This window comes from Pectobacterium actinidiae (assembly GCF_000803315.1).
Lineage (GTDB): Bacteria > Pseudomonadota > Gammaproteobacteria > Enterobacterales > Enterobacteriaceae > Pectobacterium > Pectobacterium actinidiae.
Window position 1 is genome coordinate 2,822,370 of sequence record NZ_JRMH01000001.1, and the last position, 17,170, is coordinate 2,839,539.

The 17,170-nt window shown below is 47.5% G+C and carries 17 protein-coding genes and 1 pseudogene; 3 read left to right on the forward strand and 15 right to left on the reverse strand.

Going from position 1 to position 17,170, the window contains the following annotated elements; genetic code table 11:
* Nucleotides 1–15 precede the first annotated feature (15 nt).
* The 3 genes from flgD to flgB are packed head-to-tail and all read right to left on the reverse strand — an operon-like array spanning nt 16 to nt 1,555.
* A complete protein-coding gene (gene flgD, locus KKH3_RS12050) occupies nt 16–690 on the reverse strand; it encodes a flagellar hook assembly protein FlgD (RefSeq protein WP_039359866.1) in 675 nt (224 codons plus the stop codon).
* 15 nt (nt 691–705) lie between these two features.
* Nucleotides 706–1,110 carry a flagellar basal body rod protein FlgC gene (gene flgC, locus KKH3_RS12055; protein ID WP_015840801.1) on the reverse strand — a complete coding sequence of 135 codons (405 nt, stop codon included), beginning with the start codon at nt 1,108–1,110 and terminating at the stop codon, nt 706–708.
* A 28-nt stretch (nt 1,111–1,138) separates the two neighbouring features.
* The gene (gene flgB, locus KKH3_RS12060) at nt 1,139–1,555 is read right to left on the reverse strand and encodes a flagellar basal body rod protein FlgB (RefSeq protein WP_039359869.1); all 417 of its coding nucleotides are present in this window, start codon (nt 1,553–1,555) and stop codon (nt 1,139–1,141) included.
* Nucleotides 1,556–1,720: 165 nt separating this feature from the next.
* On the opposite strand from flgB, the gene flgA reads away from it, so the two are divergent.
* The 3 genes from flgA (at nt 1,721) to KKH3_RS12075 (ending at nt 3,270) form a co-directional block, all read left to right on the forward strand.
* Complete coding sequence (gene flgA, locus KKH3_RS12065; RefSeq protein WP_039359872.1) at nt 1,721–2,389, forward strand: flagellar basal body P-ring formation chaperone FlgA; 669 nt, start codon at nt 1,721–1,723, stop codon at nt 2,387–2,389.
* A 141-nt stretch (nt 2,390–2,530) separates the two neighbouring features.
* Nucleotides 2,531–2,827 carry a flagellar biosynthesis anti-sigma factor FlgM gene (gene flgM / locus KKH3_RS12070; protein ID WP_039359875.1) on the forward strand — a complete coding sequence of 99 codons (297 nt, stop codon included), beginning with the start codon at nt 2,531–2,533 and terminating at the stop codon, nt 2,825–2,827.
* A 5-nt stretch (nt 2,828–2,832) separates the two neighbouring features.
* On the forward strand, nt 2,833–3,270 hold the full coding sequence (locus tag KKH3_RS12075) for a flagella synthesis protein FlgN (protein WP_039359878.1): 438 nt from the start codon (nt 2,833–2,835) through the stop codon (nt 3,268–3,270).
* A 62-nt stretch (nt 3,271–3,332) separates the two neighbouring features.
* Here KKH3_RS12075 and KKH3_RS12080 read toward each other — a convergent pair whose 3' ends face one another.
* The 12 genes and pseudogenes from KKH3_RS12080 to motA form a co-directional block, all read right to left on the reverse strand.
* Nucleotides 3,333–3,743: a flagellar protein FlhE gene (locus tag KKH3_RS12080; protein WP_181939655.1), complete on the reverse strand. Its 411-nt coding sequence runs from the start codon at nt 3,741–3,743 to the stop codon at nt 3,333–3,335.
* 5 nt (nt 3,744–3,748) lie between these two features.
* The gene (gene flhA / locus KKH3_RS12085) at nt 3,749–5,833 is read right to left on the reverse strand and encodes a flagellar biosynthesis protein FlhA (RefSeq protein ID WP_039359884.1); all 2,085 of its coding nucleotides are present in this window, start codon (nt 5,831–5,833) and stop codon (nt 3,749–3,751) included.
* Complete coding sequence (gene flhB / locus KKH3_RS12090) at nt 5,826–6,977, reverse strand: flagellar biosynthesis protein FlhB (RefSeq protein WP_039359887.1); 1,152 nt, start codon at nt 6,975–6,977, stop codon at nt 5,826–5,828. The genes flhA and flhB overlap by 8 nt, the downstream gene beginning before the upstream one ends.
* Before the next feature lie 245 nt (nt 6,978–7,222).
* Nucleotides 7,223–7,867 (reverse strand): protein phosphatase CheZ, encoded by a 645-nt coding sequence (gene cheZ, locus KKH3_RS12095; protein WP_039359890.1) that lies wholly within the window; start codon nt 7,865–7,867, stop codon nt 7,223–7,225.
* 9 nt (nt 7,868–7,876) lie between these two features.
* Complete coding sequence (gene cheY / locus KKH3_RS12100; protein WP_005970714.1) at nt 7,877–8,266, reverse strand: chemotaxis response regulator CheY; 390 nt, start codon at nt 8,264–8,266, stop codon at nt 7,877–7,879.
* 38 nt (nt 8,267–8,304) lie between these two features.
* Nucleotides 8,305–9,357, reverse strand: coding sequence for a protein-glutamate methylesterase/protein-glutamine glutaminase (locus KKH3_RS12105; RefSeq protein WP_010279517.1), 1,053 nt, complete (start codon nt 9,355–9,357; stop codon nt 8,305–8,307).
* Nucleotides 9,357–10,229, reverse strand: a complete 873-nt coding sequence (cheR, locus tag KKH3_RS12110; RefSeq protein WP_014915918.1) for a protein-glutamate O-methyltransferase CheR — start codon at nt 10,227–10,229, stop codon at nt 9,357–9,359. Before cheR ends, KKH3_RS12105 begins: the two co-directional genes overlap by 1 nt.
* Before the next feature lie 520 nt (nt 10,230–10,749).
* A pseudogene (locus KKH3_RS12115) lies at nt 10,750–12,434 on the reverse strand (methyl-accepting chemotaxis protein).
* Between the two features lie 135 nt (nt 12,435–12,569).
* Nucleotides 12,570–13,067, reverse strand: coding sequence for a chemotaxis protein CheW (cheW, locus tag KKH3_RS12120; protein WP_039359892.1), 498 nt, complete (start codon nt 13,065–13,067; stop codon nt 12,570–12,572).
* A gap of 31 nt (nt 13,068–13,098) precedes the next feature.
* Nucleotides 13,099–15,102: a chemotaxis protein CheA gene (gene cheA / locus KKH3_RS12125; RefSeq protein ID WP_181939656.1), complete on the reverse strand. Its 2,004-nt coding sequence runs from the start codon at nt 15,100–15,102 to the stop codon at nt 13,099–13,101.
* Nucleotides 15,103–15,141: 39 nt separating this feature from the next.
* The gene (motB, locus tag KKH3_RS12130) at nt 15,142–16,197 is read right to left on the reverse strand and encodes a flagellar motor protein MotB (protein WP_039359897.1); all 1,056 of its coding nucleotides are present in this window, start codon (nt 16,195–16,197) and stop codon (nt 15,142–15,144) included.
* On the reverse strand, nt 16,194–17,081 hold the full coding sequence (gene motA, locus KKH3_RS12135) for a flagellar motor stator protein MotA (RefSeq protein ID WP_010279501.1): 888 nt from the start codon (nt 17,079–17,081) through the stop codon (nt 16,194–16,196). The genes motB and motA overlap by 4 nt, the downstream gene beginning before the upstream one ends.
* Nucleotides 17,082–17,170 lie beyond the last annotated feature (89 nt).

Sequence of the window (17,170 nt, forward strand, 5' to 3'; positions counted from 1 at the left end):
ATGAAATTGATACCGTTACAGAATCTGCCGGACATCGTCCATGGTGGCTCTGCCGCGTAGTCCTAAATCCAGTAATGCGCCGCTATCGTCGCGAATAACACTATTTACAACCGCATAGCTCAATGGCTGAACAACTTGCTGTGCACCGCCCGTACTGGCGGCGACAGTGAAGGTATAAGCCCCGTCAGGCGCAACCGTGCCATCAGAAAGTTTACTATCCCAGTTGAATGAGTGAACGCCGGCAGAAAGCGTCCCCAGCTCGATCGTACGAACAGCTTTGCCTGTCGAATCATTAACGGTGACGGTAACAACCTCTGCGGCTTTCTCCAGTTCCACGCCAAAGGGGGTGCTGGTTTCTTGACCAACAAGGATATCTTTTCCTGGGATCATGACACTGTGGCCAATCAGCGTTGTCGCCTGCATGGATTGGTTGTTATTGATCTGACCAGAGATAGAACCCAATGTGGTATTCAACTTTTCAATACCACTGACTGTATTAAGCTGAGCAAGTTGGCTTACCAACTGATCGTTGCTCATCGGATTCGTCGGATCCTGATTCTTCAACTGCGCAACCAGAAGTGTCAGAAACTGATTCTGTAGATCGGCGCTGCTATTCTTCTCTATCGCCGTGGTCGACGAGGTACTCTGGGTACTACTCGCAGAGGAAGTATCATTAATTGTTACAGACATTTATTCGTCTCCCGATTATTGCCCGATCGTTAACGTCTTCAGCATCATCGATTTTGTCGTATTCAAGACTTCGACGTTTGCCTGATAACTGCGCGATGCAGAAATGGTGTTTACCATCTCAGCCACTGGATCAACATTCGGCATCCGAACGTATCCCTGACCATCAGCCAACGGGTTACCCGGTTCGTAAACCAGACGAGCTGGCGATGGGTCTTCAATAACATTGGCAACGCGTACGCCTCCTGTTGACTGCCCCGGAGCCGCATTCACTTCGAATACAACCTGCTTGGCGCGATAAGGTTCGCCATCAGGACCCGTCACGCTGTCTGCGTTAGCCAGGTTACTTGCACTCACATTCAGACGCTGAGATTGCGCAGAAAGCGCTGAGCCTGAAATTTCGAATATATTTAATAACGACATGAATCTTTACCTTCCCATCGCGCTACGATCATGAACCTGACTGCAGAACCGACATCATGCCTTTAATCTGCCCACTCAGAACGGTCAGGCTAGATTGATATTTCAGGCTATTATCGGCAAAATTAGTGCGTTCGCGGTCCATATCGACCGTGTTGCCATCCAACGCAGGCTGATCGGGTACGCGATAGAGCAAATCAAGTTCCGGCGGCTGAAAATTCTGTGCGGGTATATGCCGTACAGATGTGGTTTTCAGCGCGATACCCGTACCGTTCACCCGCCCTTGCTCCATCGTTTTACTGAGCTGGCTGGCAAAATCGATATCCCTGGCCTGATAGCCTGGCGTATCCGCATTGGCAATATTCGCGGCCAGAATTTCCTGCCGCTGGGCACGCAAGTTCAACGCTTCTTGCTGAAACCGTAACGAGGCGTCTAATTTATCAAGCATGCTCCCTCCGCAAGTTAGAATTTGGAGTGAGTAGGATAATTCTCATGATGGCTATACCATCGAACGAATAGACACCAAATGCAGCGCTATTTATTGCCTTAACCTCACGCTGACATCGTTACACTTAATGCCCGATATAATCAGAATCAGGAGAGCCGAGCAGGAATGAAAACAATACATTATTACCTCTATCTGGCGGCGTCCTGTTTTTTCACGTTTTGTGCCCCTGTCAATGCGAACGACCTCCCTACACAGATCAATCAATTTTTTGCCTCACGCTTTCAGGGAAGCACGAATACTGTAAACGTTGTGGTAAAATCGCCAGAATCGCAATGGCCACAGTGCGAAGCACCGCAAATCACGCTGCCTGGAAACACGAAAATGTGGGGTAATGTGAGTCTGTCCGTACGTTGCGGGCAACAGCGTCGCTTCATTCAGACCGAAGTTCAGGTAACAGGGAATTATGTCACCAGTGCACGGCTTATCAATCGTGGAACCACGCTGACGGAGAAAGACATTCGTTTGACAAAAGGCAGGCTCGATTTATTACCGTTGCGCCCTATACTGACGTTAGCAGGCGCACAGGGCGCAGTCCTTTTACGCGATCTCACACCTGGCCAGGTTATTACCGCCTCAATGATAAGGCGCGCCTGGGTCGTAAAGGCGGGTCAGTCAGTGCAGATTATCGCCCAAGGGGAAGGCTTCACAATTAATGGCGAAGGAAAAGCCATGAACAACGCGGCAGCCGGACAAGCGGTCAGAGTCAGAACGGCAAATGGACAAATTGTCAGCGGAATCACAAACGAAGATGGGATTATTCTGATCTCACAGTAATTAATTAAAGATTTGCTCATGTTTGCCGATGATAGTTACATGGTCATTACTGACGACGTTTTAAAATTGAACATCAATGTGGTATGCACTCTTTAACACATTGATGATTAACCATTTATACTCAAATCAGAGGGATGTATTATGAGTATTGATCGCACCCAGTCACTGAAGCCGATCAGTCAAGTGCAGCAACGCGAATCTGGCGATGTTGCTAAAACTAAACGTAAACAAGCTGAAGCTCAGTCTGAAGTTAGCGCAACACAGGTAAAACTGAGCGACGCGCAGGCAAAATTAATGCAACCGGGCACGCAGGACATAGACATGAACCGCGTTGAAACCCTGAAGCAGGCAATTCGTGATGGCTCACTTAAAATTGATGCCGGAAAAATCGCGGATGCGTTGCTTAAAGAGACGCAGGATTTTTTAGCAGGTAATTAATATTTATGGAAAATCTGCAATCGATTTTGAATCAACTACTGAGCAACCTACGTGAGCTCGATGTGGTTATGTCCGAAGAGCAAACACTGCTTTGCGCTGGCCATATTAATAGTATCGCGCTGCAACAGGTGACAGAGAAGAAAACGTCCTTGTTGGCGACGATGCAACATTTGGAAACGCAGCGCCATAAAACTGAATCTACTCTTAAGCTGCAAGCGCCTTATGACGGTATTGAAACATTGTCGGTTCACTGGCAGCAAGTGCAAGAGTTAACCAGACGTTTGAACGATCAGAATCAGCACAATGGCCTTCTACTCAGTCGGCATATTGCCTACACAAATGAAGCCATCAATATATTGAAGCCGCGCCATGGTCAGGGATTGTATGGTCCAGATGGTCAGTCGAAAGGTGTGACAGTGGGTGGCAGAAAAATTACGTTCTAAAAGTCTCTGCCTTTTCAGCAGAGACTTTTTCATTGTTTAAAATGGCTACTTTTTTAAAACGATTACTTATAGTTTACTGAGATATCGATCGTACGAACGCTGAACGTATTATTCATACGCCCCTTCCCTTCAATATAGTAGACAAAACGAAACTCATTGCTAGCAGCTAATCCTTCAAACGCCTGAGTTTGCCCATCACCGCTTCCACCTAAATCAACACAGCGCTGTGGCGATTTTGAACAGAGTTTAACGGCAAGACCTGAAGGTATCGTGGAATCAATAAGGTGCCGCCAATATATTGTTGTAATCGTTTCATCTGGATTAACGGCTATGTTAGGAACAAAAGCTGACGTCGTAACCATCTCACCACGATGATCAAGTTTTACTCCCGCCATACTTCCGTTCCAACTACCTGGCGTCGCAATAGCACAGAACGGGAATGTCAGCGCGACAGCAGCCAGAGAACGCATCATCTTTCTCACTTCTGAGCCTCCCCGATCACAGATGTCATACGAATCTGGCGATGATCGCTGATTTCTAAATTAGACAGTACGGCCATATTTGGCAGACTACGGTGCAGGAAGCGGGCAAGCAAAGCGCGTAAAGCATGGTTCACGAGCAGAACTGGCGGAGCACCCAACATTTCCTGCCGCTGTAGCGCTTGTTTCGCTTGTTCAAGCAGGCGATCGGCAAGCCCCGGTTCGAGACCACCGCCTCCTTGAAGCGCCTGTAAAAGAAGGCGTTCCAACGACCCTTCCAAACCGATAACCTGAAGCTCACTGTCGCCAGGGAACCACTGTTGGGTAATCGCACGTCCCAGAGCAACCCTAACTACTGTGGTAAGCTCATAAGGATCTGGTTGCACCGGCGCATGTTCCGCCAATGTCTCCATGATAGTGCGCATATCTCTAATCGAAACTCTCTCGCTAAGCAAATTTTGCAAGACCTTATGCAAGGTCGTTAACGTCACTACGCCAGGGATGAAATCTTCCGTCAGTTTTGGCATTTCCTGCGCAACGCGATCCATTAACTGCTGAGCTTCTTGTCTCCCAAACAGTTCACTGGCATGTAATGCAATTAAGTGGTTCAGGTGCGTTGCCACCACGGTACTTGCTTCAACAACGGTGAACCCTTGAGCTTGAGCCTGATCTTTCAGCGCATTATCAATCCAGACTGCTGGCAACCCAAACGCAGGATCCTGCGTGACATCTCCCGACAAAGAGCCAACCGCATTTCCCGGATTGATCGCCATCCAACGACCAGGATGAGCCTCACCGCTCCCTACCTCAACACCTTTCATCAGTATGCGATAGCTGGCAGGCTGAAGTTCCAAATTATCCCGGATATGAACCACTGGCGGTAAGTATCCCATTTCCTGGGCAAACTTCTTCCTGATACTACGAATCCTGCCCAACAGTTCGCCATCTTGCTGCGCGTCAACCATTGGGATCAATCGATAGCCAACTTCCATACCCAACGGGTCTTCAAGCTGTACGTCAGACCAACTAGCTTCAATAACCTGGTGCTTCTCCATTGATGCTGGTATAGGTTGCATCACGGGTTCTTTCTGCTGTTCTCCGCGCATCCACCAGGCAAGCCCTAACAAAGATGCTGTAAATAACAGAAAGACAAAATTGGGCATTCCAGGAACCAGCCCAATAAGCCCAATAACCGCCGCACTCAGCACCATTACTCGTGGGTTATTGAACAACTGAGTGACCATCTGCTGGCCAACATCCTGATCGGTACTCACGCGAGTAACAATCACACCCGCTGCGGTAGAAATAATCAGAGCAGGAATCTGGGCAACCAGGCCATCACCGATGGTAAGCAACGTATAGCTTTCGGCTGCCTGACCTACTGGCATGTTGTGCTGTACAACACCGACGATCAATCCACCAACAATGTTGATGACCATGATAATCAGTCCGGCGACAGCATCACCGCGCACGAACTTACTGGCACCGTCCATTGAACCGTAAAAATCTGACTCCTGAGTGACTTCAGCACGACGCTTTTTCGCCTCTTCTTCACCAATGATCCCAGCATTAAGATCGGCATCGATCGCCATCTGTTTGCCTGGCATACCATCCAACACAAAGCGGGCACCGACTTCAGCGATACGGCCGGCACCTTTGGTGATGACCATGAAGTTGATTAAGACAAGAATGATAAAGACCACGATACCAATGGCAAAATTTCCGCCTACCAGAAAGTGACCAAATGCTTCAACAACTTTACCTGCGGCGGCCGTCCCCGTATGCCCTTCGAGCAAAATAATACGGGTAGAGGCTACGTTGAGCGAAAGACGTAATAAGGTAGAAAACAGCAGAATCGTAGGGAATGCGGCAAACTCCAGCGTCCGCTGCGTAAACATCGCAACCAGCAATACCATGATGGACAGTGCAATGTTAAAGGTAAATAACAGATCCAGAATGAATGGCGGCAGCGGCAATACCATCATGGAAAGTATCAGCAGGATCAGTATTGGTCCGGCTAATATTTGCCATTGGGTACCTTTCATATTACTCGGTAAACGAAGCAAAGAGGCCAAATTAGCCATCAGTAGTATTCTCTTTAGCAAAATCCAGTGCATCCGGCACTGGTAGATGTTTCGGTTTTCTAGGAATTAATCCACCTTCCCGCTTCCAGCGTTTCAGTTGATAAACCCAGGCTAAGACTTCTGCAACGGCGGCATACAGCGCAGCCGGAATATGCTGCCCGACCTCTGAATGACGAAATAGCGCTCGCGCCAACGGTGGGGCTTCTAAAATAGGAACACGATGTTCAGTTCCCAATTCACGAATACGCAACGCGATCTCACCAGCCCCTTTCGCCAACACTCTCGGCGCATTCATTTTTTTCTCATCATAACGTAATGCTACCGCATAATGCGTCGGGTTAGTGACTATCACATCAGCCTTAGGCACATCAGCCATCATTCTACGCTGAGCAATTGCTCTCTGCTGCTGACGAATACGGCCTTTAACATGAGGGTCACCTTCGTTCTGTTTATGCTCATCACGAATTTCCTGCTTGCTCATTCGTAATTTTTTGATGTGGCTCCAAACTTGCCAAAACACATCAAAAGCAACCATGGGAATGAGTCCCATAATAATAAGGAAACCACACATCACGGCCAGTTCCAGCGCATCTCCCATCGCCGAAATCGGCGCTTCGGATACCAAATGCAATATCTTCGGCCAGTTATGAATCAAGAACAAGGTACTAATGATCCCCACCATGACTGATTTCAATATTGCTTTGAAGAGTTCAGCCAGTGATTGGGCGGAAAACAACCGTTTCAGCCCAGAAATAGGATCTAATTTTTTGAAATCAACCTTTAATGATTTGGTACTAAATAATATCCCGCCAAGCAGCAAAGGCGCAGACAGCGCAACCAACACAGCGCCTAACAAAATTGGTATCAACGCCGATACGGCCTGACGCAGTAATGAGCCAACATGCCGTAGCATCTGGGTGTCATCACCAATCGTTGCGTAATCGAAATTTAACGACTGTGAGACAATTCTGGCCAATCGCCCTGCCATGGCCTCGCCTCCCATCCACAAAATAGCCAGACCTGCGACCATCATCAGAACAGAGGTCAGCTCTCGCGATCGTGGGATCTGCCCTTCTTCACGCGCCTTCTCCTCCTTTTGGGGAGTGGGGGCCTCTGTTTTTTCTAGATCGCTATCTTCAGCCACTATGGCGTTCCTGTTACGACTTTTGGGATAGGAATTTGCTGCCTAGCATGACAAATACGAGAAAGTTTTATGGCTGGAACAACGAGAAAAACCAACGCTTCTTTATCGCATAGTAAGAACTAAGGGGAAGGGAAAAGCGAATTTAGCTATTTATGGCCATAAACACTGGCCATAAATAACAGAGCGATGCTGTTCGTCATCTTTTTCAAGAAAGGAAATGGCTTCCTGTCTCGACGCAAGAGTCATTAGAACCCAAGACTATCCAGAAGGTCATCAACCTGATCCTGATTGGCAACAATACCTGCGGCACCTTTATCCAACTGAGGTCCATTAAGCAGGCCATCATTTGGACGCTTAGGCGCGTCTGGTTTTTCTGGAATATTTTCCAGCAACACCATCAACAGTTGTTTTTCAATCTCCTGAACAACATCCATCATACGCTTGATTACCTGGCCGGTAAGATCCTGGAAATCCTGCGCCATCATAATTTCCAACAGTTGAGCGTTGGTAAACGAGGTATGCTGTGGTACATCTTCAAGATAGCTACGCGTGTCCGTCACTAATTCGCGCGCATCAGCCAGCTCAATAGGATTTTCAAACCATTCATCCCAACGAACTTTCAGAGATTTGGCATCCGCTTCTAATTGGTTCTGACGTGGTTGCGCAGCTTCTACGCAGTTCAGAGCACGCTCTGCCGCTTGCGCAGTCATCTGGACAACATAGTCAAGACGATCGCGGGCATCAGGAATAGCCTCTGCGGCTTCTGCTATCGCATTATCCAGACCCAGCTCTTTCAAACTGTCGCGCAGCATACGAGTCAATTGGCCGATACGCGAAATGATCTCGGTTGCTGAAGCTGTGTCGTTCACGGACGGCATATGTGGCGTCATAAGATCCCCTTACATACCCAATTTTTCGAAAATCTTATTCAGTTTTTCTTCAAGGGTAGCGGCAGTAAATGGTTTAACTACATAGCCGCTAGCACCCGCTTGTGCCGCAGCGATAATGTTCTCTTTCTTCGCTTCCGCCGTTACCATCAGCACGGGAAGGCTTGAAAGCGCGCCGTCAGCACGGATAGTCTGCAACAGTTCCAGACCATCCATGTTGGGCATATTCCAGTCAGAAATGACGAAATCAAAAGCACTAGCGCGAAGCTTGTTCAACGCGTCAGCGCCATCTTCTGCCTCTTCTACGTTATTAAAGCCCAGTTCCTTCAGCAGGTTACGGACAATTCGGCGCATCGTCGAAAAATCATCCACTACCAGAAATCTGAGTTCTTTATCGGCCATACCTACTCCTAAAATATTTATTGCTCACCGAGAGCTGCTTATATACGTAATGCCTGTCCGGCAGAGATTTGTGCCAACATACGCTGGCTCACCTGGTGCAAATCCACCACTTCATCGACGCCACCCATCGCAATCGCTTCACGTGGCATCCCGAAAACCACACAACTGGCTTCATTTTGGGCCAAAGTATAAGCACCAGCCTGATGGAGTTCCAACATGCCAGCGGCTCCATCATTCCCCATTCCAGTAAGGATCACCCCTACGGCATTTCGTCCGGCGTATTGCGCAACCGAACGGAATAACACATCGACTGATGGACGATGCCGATTAACGGGTGGTCCATCATTTAAACGCACTTGATAGTTTGCACCACTACGTGCAAGTTCAAGATGGCGAGCTCCCGGAGCAATGTATGCATGACCAGGAAGAACACGTTCACCATCTTCTGCTTCTTTCACTGTAATCTGACATAGCTTGTTCAAACGTTCGGCGAAAGACTTCGTAAAGCCTGGTGGCATGTGCTGGGTAATCAGTAATGCAGGGCTTGTCGGCGGCAGGGGCTGTAATACATGCCGTATCGCTTCCGTTCCCCCTGTTGACGCACCAATTGCGATCAATTTTTCACTACTTAGCAGTGGCGTATGCTGAATAATTTTTGTCGGCTCTGCCCCTGTGCTACGTTGCGGCAGGCGCGCCTTCGCGGCCATACGAATTTTTTCAGCAATCAGTTCACTGTATGCCAGCATGCCTTCACGGATACCTAACTGAGGTTTGGTGACAAAATCAATCGCACCAAGCTCCAGCGCGCGCAGCGTAATTTCTGAGCCTTTTCCCGTCAGAGACGACACCATGACAACAGGCATCGGGCGCAAACGCATAAGCTTCTCAAGAAAATCCAACCCATCCATACGAGGCATTTCAACATCCAGTGTTAATACCTGAGGATTGAATTTTTTAATCAAATCACGAGCAACTAATGGATCTGGCGCGGTCGCGACAACTTCCATATCAGAATGGCTATTAATTATTTCAGTCATGATCTGACGCATTAGGGCAGAATCATCAACACATAATACTCTTATCTTGCTCATTATCTTTCCTTAGCCAGCCCATATACAGTTTGCCCACGCAAATAGAACTCGCGACTGATCTGGCTGAAATTCTCTGAATGCCCAGCAAATAACAATCCTCCCGGTTTAAGCATCGGGACGAATCGACGGAGAATACGCTCTTGAGTTTCTTTATCGAAATAAATCATTACATTACGACAAAAAATAGCATCAAATGGCGCGGGAACGGACCAATCAGGTGCGAGCAAATTTAGTTGTTGGAAATGCACCATTGACGCAAGCTCAGGGCGAACACGAACCAAACCACTATGTGGCCCGGTACCGCGTAAAAAAAACCGCTGTAGTTGCTGTGGAGAAAGAGAGCGCAACTCTTCCTGACGATAGATGCCAGCCGTTGCTTTTTCTAATACCTGAGTATCAATATCACTGGCCCATACCTGACATCCACTCGCTTTATTACCTAATACCTCTGCAAGCGTCATCGCCAGCGAATAAGGCTCTTCCCCTGTAGAGGCAGCCGTACTCCAGATGGTGTAGCCATTTGGACGCTTTCTGGCATGCTCGGCCAATATGGGAAAATGGTGAGCTTCACGGAAAAATGCCGTCAGGTTAGTGGTTAACGCATTAACAAAGGCTTGCCACTCCGCACTGTTAGGATCCGACTCTAATAGTGCTAGGTACTGACCGAAATCGTTAATTCCGAGCAAACGGAGACGCCTAACCAAGCGGTTATAAACCATTTCACGTTTGTGATCGGCCAAAACAATACCGGCACGCTGATATATTAGTTGACTGATTCGCCGGAAATGGGTATCCGACAACGGCAATCTATCAACCATCTGCGTTAGAATAGAGGCAGATTCAGGGCGATTTTGCGACGGTGTACTTTTCATATCAAACCGCTCGAATAGTGTTTTTTGCTATGGTTTGTTTTCAATCTGAACTTTCCTTTACAGCTAACGCAGGTTTTTATTGTCATTCGTCAATTACTCATCGCATTACGATTAAAACTGACACTGTATTGGTAATACACCCCGCACGTTCTGCAAACTGAACCGGTCAGCGTGTTCGTTCTACCAAAGCCACATGCTGTCGGGTGGCGTTATCCCTCTCATCACAGCTGTGCTACCTGCTTTATTCTTTGGCTTTAATACCAAAACCAGCTTCACCCCATCATATCCATAACATAAGTTACAGATTGAACAATATCATGAATTACCCTGCTTCAAAGCGCCAAGAGCTATACCGCTTACAAACCTCGAATGTGCACTGTTCAAGTACTCGCATATTCATTTTTCTAAATTATGGCGAGTAAATCATCACCCAGCCACCTACATGTAAGCGGCTGGGGATTAGCTCGATAAACAGTGTCCCTATAGCTTGGGTTGCTTATAGCTTATATGACGGTTCCGATCAGAACGTTTCCCAATTGTCATTTGATGAACCTTCTTTCGCTTTCTTACCGCCATACGCTGATGAAGCCAACAATGCAGGTTTTTGGCCCGCTGTCGCTAGTGTCGCCCTTCTAAACGACCCCGAATCTTCAGACAGACGGAATACAGCAACAGCCTGATTCAGCACTTTCACCTGTTCTTCCAATGCAACAGCAGCGGCGGCAGACTCTTCAACCAAGGAGGCGTTTTGTTGCGTAACCCGATCCATCTCAGTTACAGCTTGGCCGACCTGATCGATACCTTTACTTTGCTCATCAGAAGCAGAAGCAATTTCGCCCATAATATCCGTTACACGAGTGACAGCACTGACGATTTCTCCCATCGTCTCGCCCGCACTTTCAACCAGTACAGAACCTTCATCGACTCGGCTGACAGAATCTTCAATCAAACTTTTAATTTCTTTCGCAGCCTGAGCACTACGTTGTGCCAGATTACGAACTTCACCTGCAACAACCGCAAACCCACGGCCCTGTTCCCCTGCTCTGGCCGCTTCAACCGCCGCATTCAGCGCAAGAATGTTGGTTTGGAAAGCAATACCATCAATCACACTAGTAATATCGGCAATTTTTTGCGAACTTCCAGCGATATTGTGCATGGTTTTGACGACATTATCGACGACCTTGCCCCCCTCTGCGCCGTCTCTGACGCACTCAGTGCCAACTGGCTGGCCTGACGAGCATTTTCCGCATTCTGCTTAACGGTTGCGGTCAACTGTTCCATGCTTGCTGCCGTTTCTTCTAGTGAAGCAGCCTGTTGCTCAGTACGAGAAGAAAGATCGTTATTTCCAGCGCTAATTTCTGTAGCACCGGTATAAATCGCGTCAGCACCTTGTCGAACCGCACTCACCGTGGAAACAAACTCACTTTGCATATGGCGAATACTGTCGGCCAGAATTCCCATTTCATTGCTGCTGTGAAAGTTAGTCGTTTTTGTCAGATCACCTTTCGCAATATGACGTATGTGTTCAACAATATTATTTAGCGGCCTTATTAATAGCTGTTGAATACCGAACCAAGAAATCAGAGCTAACGTGAACACGAGCACGATAATGAAACCGAGGATCCAAAGCGCTGAGTCGTAAGCTTCATCGTTTTTAGCTATGCCAGCCTGATAAAGTTTATCGCTTTCGGCTTTGTAGACGTAATACGCTTTTTCAAAGTTATCCTGAAAACGCTGTGTCGGTTGCTCAATAAACTTTTTAAATTCTCCTGCATTCAGAAACTGAATTAACTCAGTTAATGCAGCATTCAGAGCAACATAATTCTCTTTTACTCCCCGGGCTACGCTTTCATCCTGACGCGAATCCGGCGGTACTTTCTCATAGCGGGAGAAAAAATCGTTTGCGACAGACAGTTGCTTTTGAGCCGAAGCCAAAAGCTCTTTCCCGCCCGCACCTGCACCCGTACCGTTTACATCAAGAGCAAAACGCGTACCCGCGCGGTTAAGTGTATTACGGGTCTGTAATAAATATGACCACGCAGAATCCAGCTCGGAACGCTTTTGGTTAATAACCTGCGTTGAACTAAAGATATCCTTATCATTTTTTAATGCACTAAAGAATAAACCACCAGAAATAAGCTGAAGCGCCCCAAACAACACCAGTACAAGCATCAGACCTGTAACAACTTTTATACGGTTAAACATATAACGCCTTTTGAGTAGACCAACCATCGATGATATCGGCATTATTCTGGATATCTTTACGAATTTATGAACAGACAAGGATAGAGCTAAGGAAGGTTTTTGGGGCCACTTTCGTAGCCCCAGAAGGCCGATGGATTAGGCTTTCAATACGCTATCAACCAGCGCCATTTCTTCGCTACTCAACAGTTTTTCGATATCAACCAAAATCAGCATTCTCTCGCCCAAAGAGCCTAAACCAGTTAGGTACTCTGTTGACAGCGTTACAGCAAATTCCGGTGCAGGACGAATTTGGTCTGTAGTCAATGACAACACATCAGACACGCCATCTACGACAATCCCGACAACACGCTGGCCAAGGTTCAGAACAATAACAACCGTGTTGTCATCGTATTCAACATCCTGCTTGGCGAATTTAATACGCAAGTCAACGATCGGTACAATGACACCACGTAGGTTAGTAACACCTTTAATGAAGGAAGGTGTGTTGGCAATACGCGTTACCTGGTCATAACCGCGAATTTCTTGTACTTTTAAAATATCAACGCCGTACTCTTCGTCACCCAGCGTAAAAATCAGGAATTCCTGTCCTACTGTTTCGCCAGTTAATTTCGTGACGCTTGCAAGTCCAGTCATGTTTTCCACCCTTTATTAACCATCTGTTTTATTAAGCAGCAGTTTCAACCACACGCTTTTCACGATTAAGCGCTTGTAACGCTGAAACATCCACAATCAGCGCAACACTACCATCACCAAGGATGGTAGCAGCTGAAACGCCTGGTACCTTGCGATAATTACTTTCCAGGTTTTTGACGACGACCTGATGTTGCCCAATCAACTGATCAACCAACAAGGCATAGCGTCGACCCGCACTCTGTAGGATGACGACGATCCCCTGAGTAGCATCCGTCTTAGCGCCATCCACATCAAAGATATGGAACAATTCAACAAGAGGTAGATATTCACCACGAACCTGCAATACGCGTTCTCCGCCAGCTAACGGATACAAGTCTTCTGACTGAGGCTGCAAGGATTCCATCACGGCGTTAAGCGGTAGAATAAAGACTTCTTTGTTAACTTTAACGGACATACCATCAAGGATGGCGAGCGTTAATGGCAACAGGATTCTGATCGTTGTGCCTTTTCCAGCCTGGAAGTGGATTTCGACATGACCACCCATTTCCTGAATATTTCGCTTCACCACATCCATGCCGACACCACGGCCAGAAACGTCCGTGACTTTCTCAGCAGTTGAGAAGCCAGGAGCAAAGATCAACATGCCAACTTCTTCATCAGACATCGAGTCATTCACGGCCAACCCTTGAGACAAGGCTTTAGCCAGAATTCTCTCACGGTTAAGTCCTGCCCCATCGTCGATAACTTCAATACAGATGTTACCACCCTGATGCTCCGCAGAAAGCGTCAAATTACCTACAGCAGCCTTACCCGCAGCAACGCGCTTATCTGGAGATTCGATACCGTGATCGAGGCTATTACGCACCAGGTGCGTCAGAGGATCGATAATACGCTCGATCAAACTCTTATCCAGCTCAGTAGAACTCCCCATCAGCGTTAGTTCAACCTGCTTATCCAATTTCGCAGCCAGGTCACGAACCAATCGAGGGAAACGGCTAAATACATATTCCATCGGCATCATACGGATAGACATAACCGATTCTTGCAGATCGCGGGCGTTGCGTTCCAACTGCCCCATACTGTTGAGCAGGTCGCCATGTGCCACAGGGTCGAGTTCGCTTGAGCGCTGTGCCAGCATAGATTGCGTAATCACTAGCTCACCGACGAGGTTGATAAGCTGGTCAACCTTCTCAACCGCTACACGAATACTGGTATCACCGGTTTTTGCTTTATTTTTTCCATTTTCCGGTGCAGCTTGCGGTTTTGCAGCAGCTGGCGCAGAGGGGGCAACTGGCGTTACCGGTGCCGGTGCTTCGACAACAGCCACTGTCTCCACAACTTCAGCAACAGCAGGTTGGCTGGCTGCGGCAGACTTGAAGCTGATTTGCTCAGGTTCAAGAACAAAACACAGTACAGCACTAATATCGTCTTCACTTTCAGACGTGACCAGTGTCACTTCTACGCTAGTGTCAGTCTGGTGAGGATCTTTAACGGTTCCCAGATTACCAAGCTCTTCCAGCATCTGAGGTATTTCCTGAGACTTCAGGCCAGTTAATGCAATACGCATTTCACCTTTACCTGCAGCGCTAGAGGCCGGGCTGGCAGTGTTCTGTGTTGCAGTTGGTGCTTCAGCCTGGGCAACATCACCATCGGCTTTAGACTCCAAAGCAAGCTGGCGCAAGGCCTGACAGATATACTCAAAGCTTTCAGCATTGGGTTCCTGTGCGGTTTTATAAGCGTCCAACTGATCCTGCATAATGTCTTTTGTTTCCAGAAACAGGTTGATGATATCAGTGCTAAGACGCATTTCGCCACGTCTTGCCCCATCGAGTAAGTTTTCTAACAGGTGCGTAGTTTCCTGCAATACTTTAAAACCGAATGTGCCAGCGCCTCCTTTTATGGAGTGAGCTGCGCGGAAGATCGCATTCAATTGCTCGGTGTCGGGTTCTGACGGATCCAACAACAATAAGTGTTGTTCCATATCAGCCAGTAATTCATCTGCTTCATCAAAGAATGTTTGATAGAAAGCACTCATGTCCATGCTCACGTGGTCACCTCTGCTGTGAATCGCGGCTTATTGAGAAGGCGTCGCCTGGCTATCGGGCGCAGCAGGCAACGCGGTAGTTGGCTGCTGACGCTCTGGAGCAGGAACTCCATTAGTTGGTTGTGGCGATGCCCCACCACTTCCACTCGTATTGTTATTATCACTATTTTCGGCAGCCGGAGTGGTAGATTTAGGCTTATCCAACTCCATATTTTGTAAATTTTCCACCTTGTCTATATTTACAGCAGAGCTTTCTGCATTTTCTTCTTCAATATCCTTCTGAGCTTGCCTGCTCAATACCAGCAAACTGATGCGTCTGTTAATTGCATCATTTCCACCTGTTGCCTGTTTGAGGCTCATTGTCGCAGCCATACCCACAACGCGCAAAACTTTTCCATCAGACAAGCCCCCAAAAATAAGCTCTCGACGTGATGCATTGGCACGATCGGCAGACAATTCCCAGTTACTATAACCACGTTCCCCTGTCGTATACTGAACATCATCCGTATGGCCTGAGACACTTAGCTTATTAGGGAAATCGTTCAGGATAGGGGCTATCGCACGCAGAATATCTCGCATATAGGGTTCAACCTGCGCGCTCCCGGTTTTAAACATAGGGCGATTTTGACTATCGATGATTTGGATACGTAACCCTTCATCAATCATTTCAATTAACAGATGTGGGCGAAGTGCCCGTAAACGAGGATCGGCCTCAATTAACTGATCCAGACGTTCACGCAATCTATTGAGTCGAACCTCATCCAGCTTCTTCTCTACGTTATCTGTCTTGATGACCTTTTTCACTTCACCATCTTGTTGAGTGGGATCATTCCCACCACCAGGAATGGGGCTGGAGCTGTCACTTGATTTAGAGCCTGAAGTTAACGCAACCTTTAATGGGGTACGAAAATACTCTGCGATTTGAGCCAACTGCATTGGCGTAGAAATTGCGATAAGCCACATTACAAGAAACAATGCCATCATTGCTGTCATGAAGTCAGCGTAGGCAATCTTCCAGGAACCACCGTGGTGGCCCCCATGTCCAGACTTACGCTTTTTGCGAATAATGGGATGCTGATGTTTCATGCGTTACTGTCCGACGCTTGCTGAGTCGGCGATTTCACACGACGAATGTGTTCTTCCAATTCGGTAAAGGAAGGACGCTCCGTTGAGTACAGCGTTTTACGACCAAATTCAACGGCAATTTGCGGAGCGTAGCCATTAAGGCTAGACAGTAAAGTGACTTTAATGCACTGCAATACTTTGATTTTTTCTGCATTTTTCTGGCGCAGTAACGCGGCTAACGGGGAGACAAAACCGTAAGCAAGTAAAATCCCCAGGAAGGTACCCACCATGGCGTGAGCAATCATCATGCCCAATTCAGCAGCAGGCCGGTCAACATAGGCCAGTGAGTGAACAACCCCCATAACCGCTGCGACGATACCAAATGCAGGAAGACCGTCTCCCATCATCGTTAAACTGGACGCAGGCACTTCACTTTCATGTTCAATAGTCTCGATCTCTTCATCCATCAGCGTTTCAATCTCAAACGCATTCATGTTACCGCTGACCATCAAACGCAAATAATCGGTAATAAACTCAACGACAGTGTTATCAGCAAGAATATTCGGATAGCTCGAGAAGATTTCACTCTCACGAGGGTTATCAATATCAAACTCCAAGGAAAGCATGCCTTGCTGGCGGGATTTGGCCATCACTCGAAAGAGTAAGGCCATGAGATCCATATACAATGCTTTATTGTACTTGGAACTTTTGACCAAAAGAGGCAGCGCTCGTAGCGTTGCTTTTATCGCCTTTCCATTGTTACCAACGATGAAAGCACCTAACGCCGCACCACCGATGATCAGCAGCTCCGAAGGTTGATAAAGCGCCCCCAAGGCCCCACCGACCATGAGATAACCGCCGAGTATCGAGGCCACAATTACGATATAACCCAATATAACCAGCACAAGAAATCCTTATAATAAAAAAGGTGGGCGGAAAGAGAGATAAAACTGCGGAGCCGTAGCCAAGACTTTCTAGAGGAAGAAATCTATCA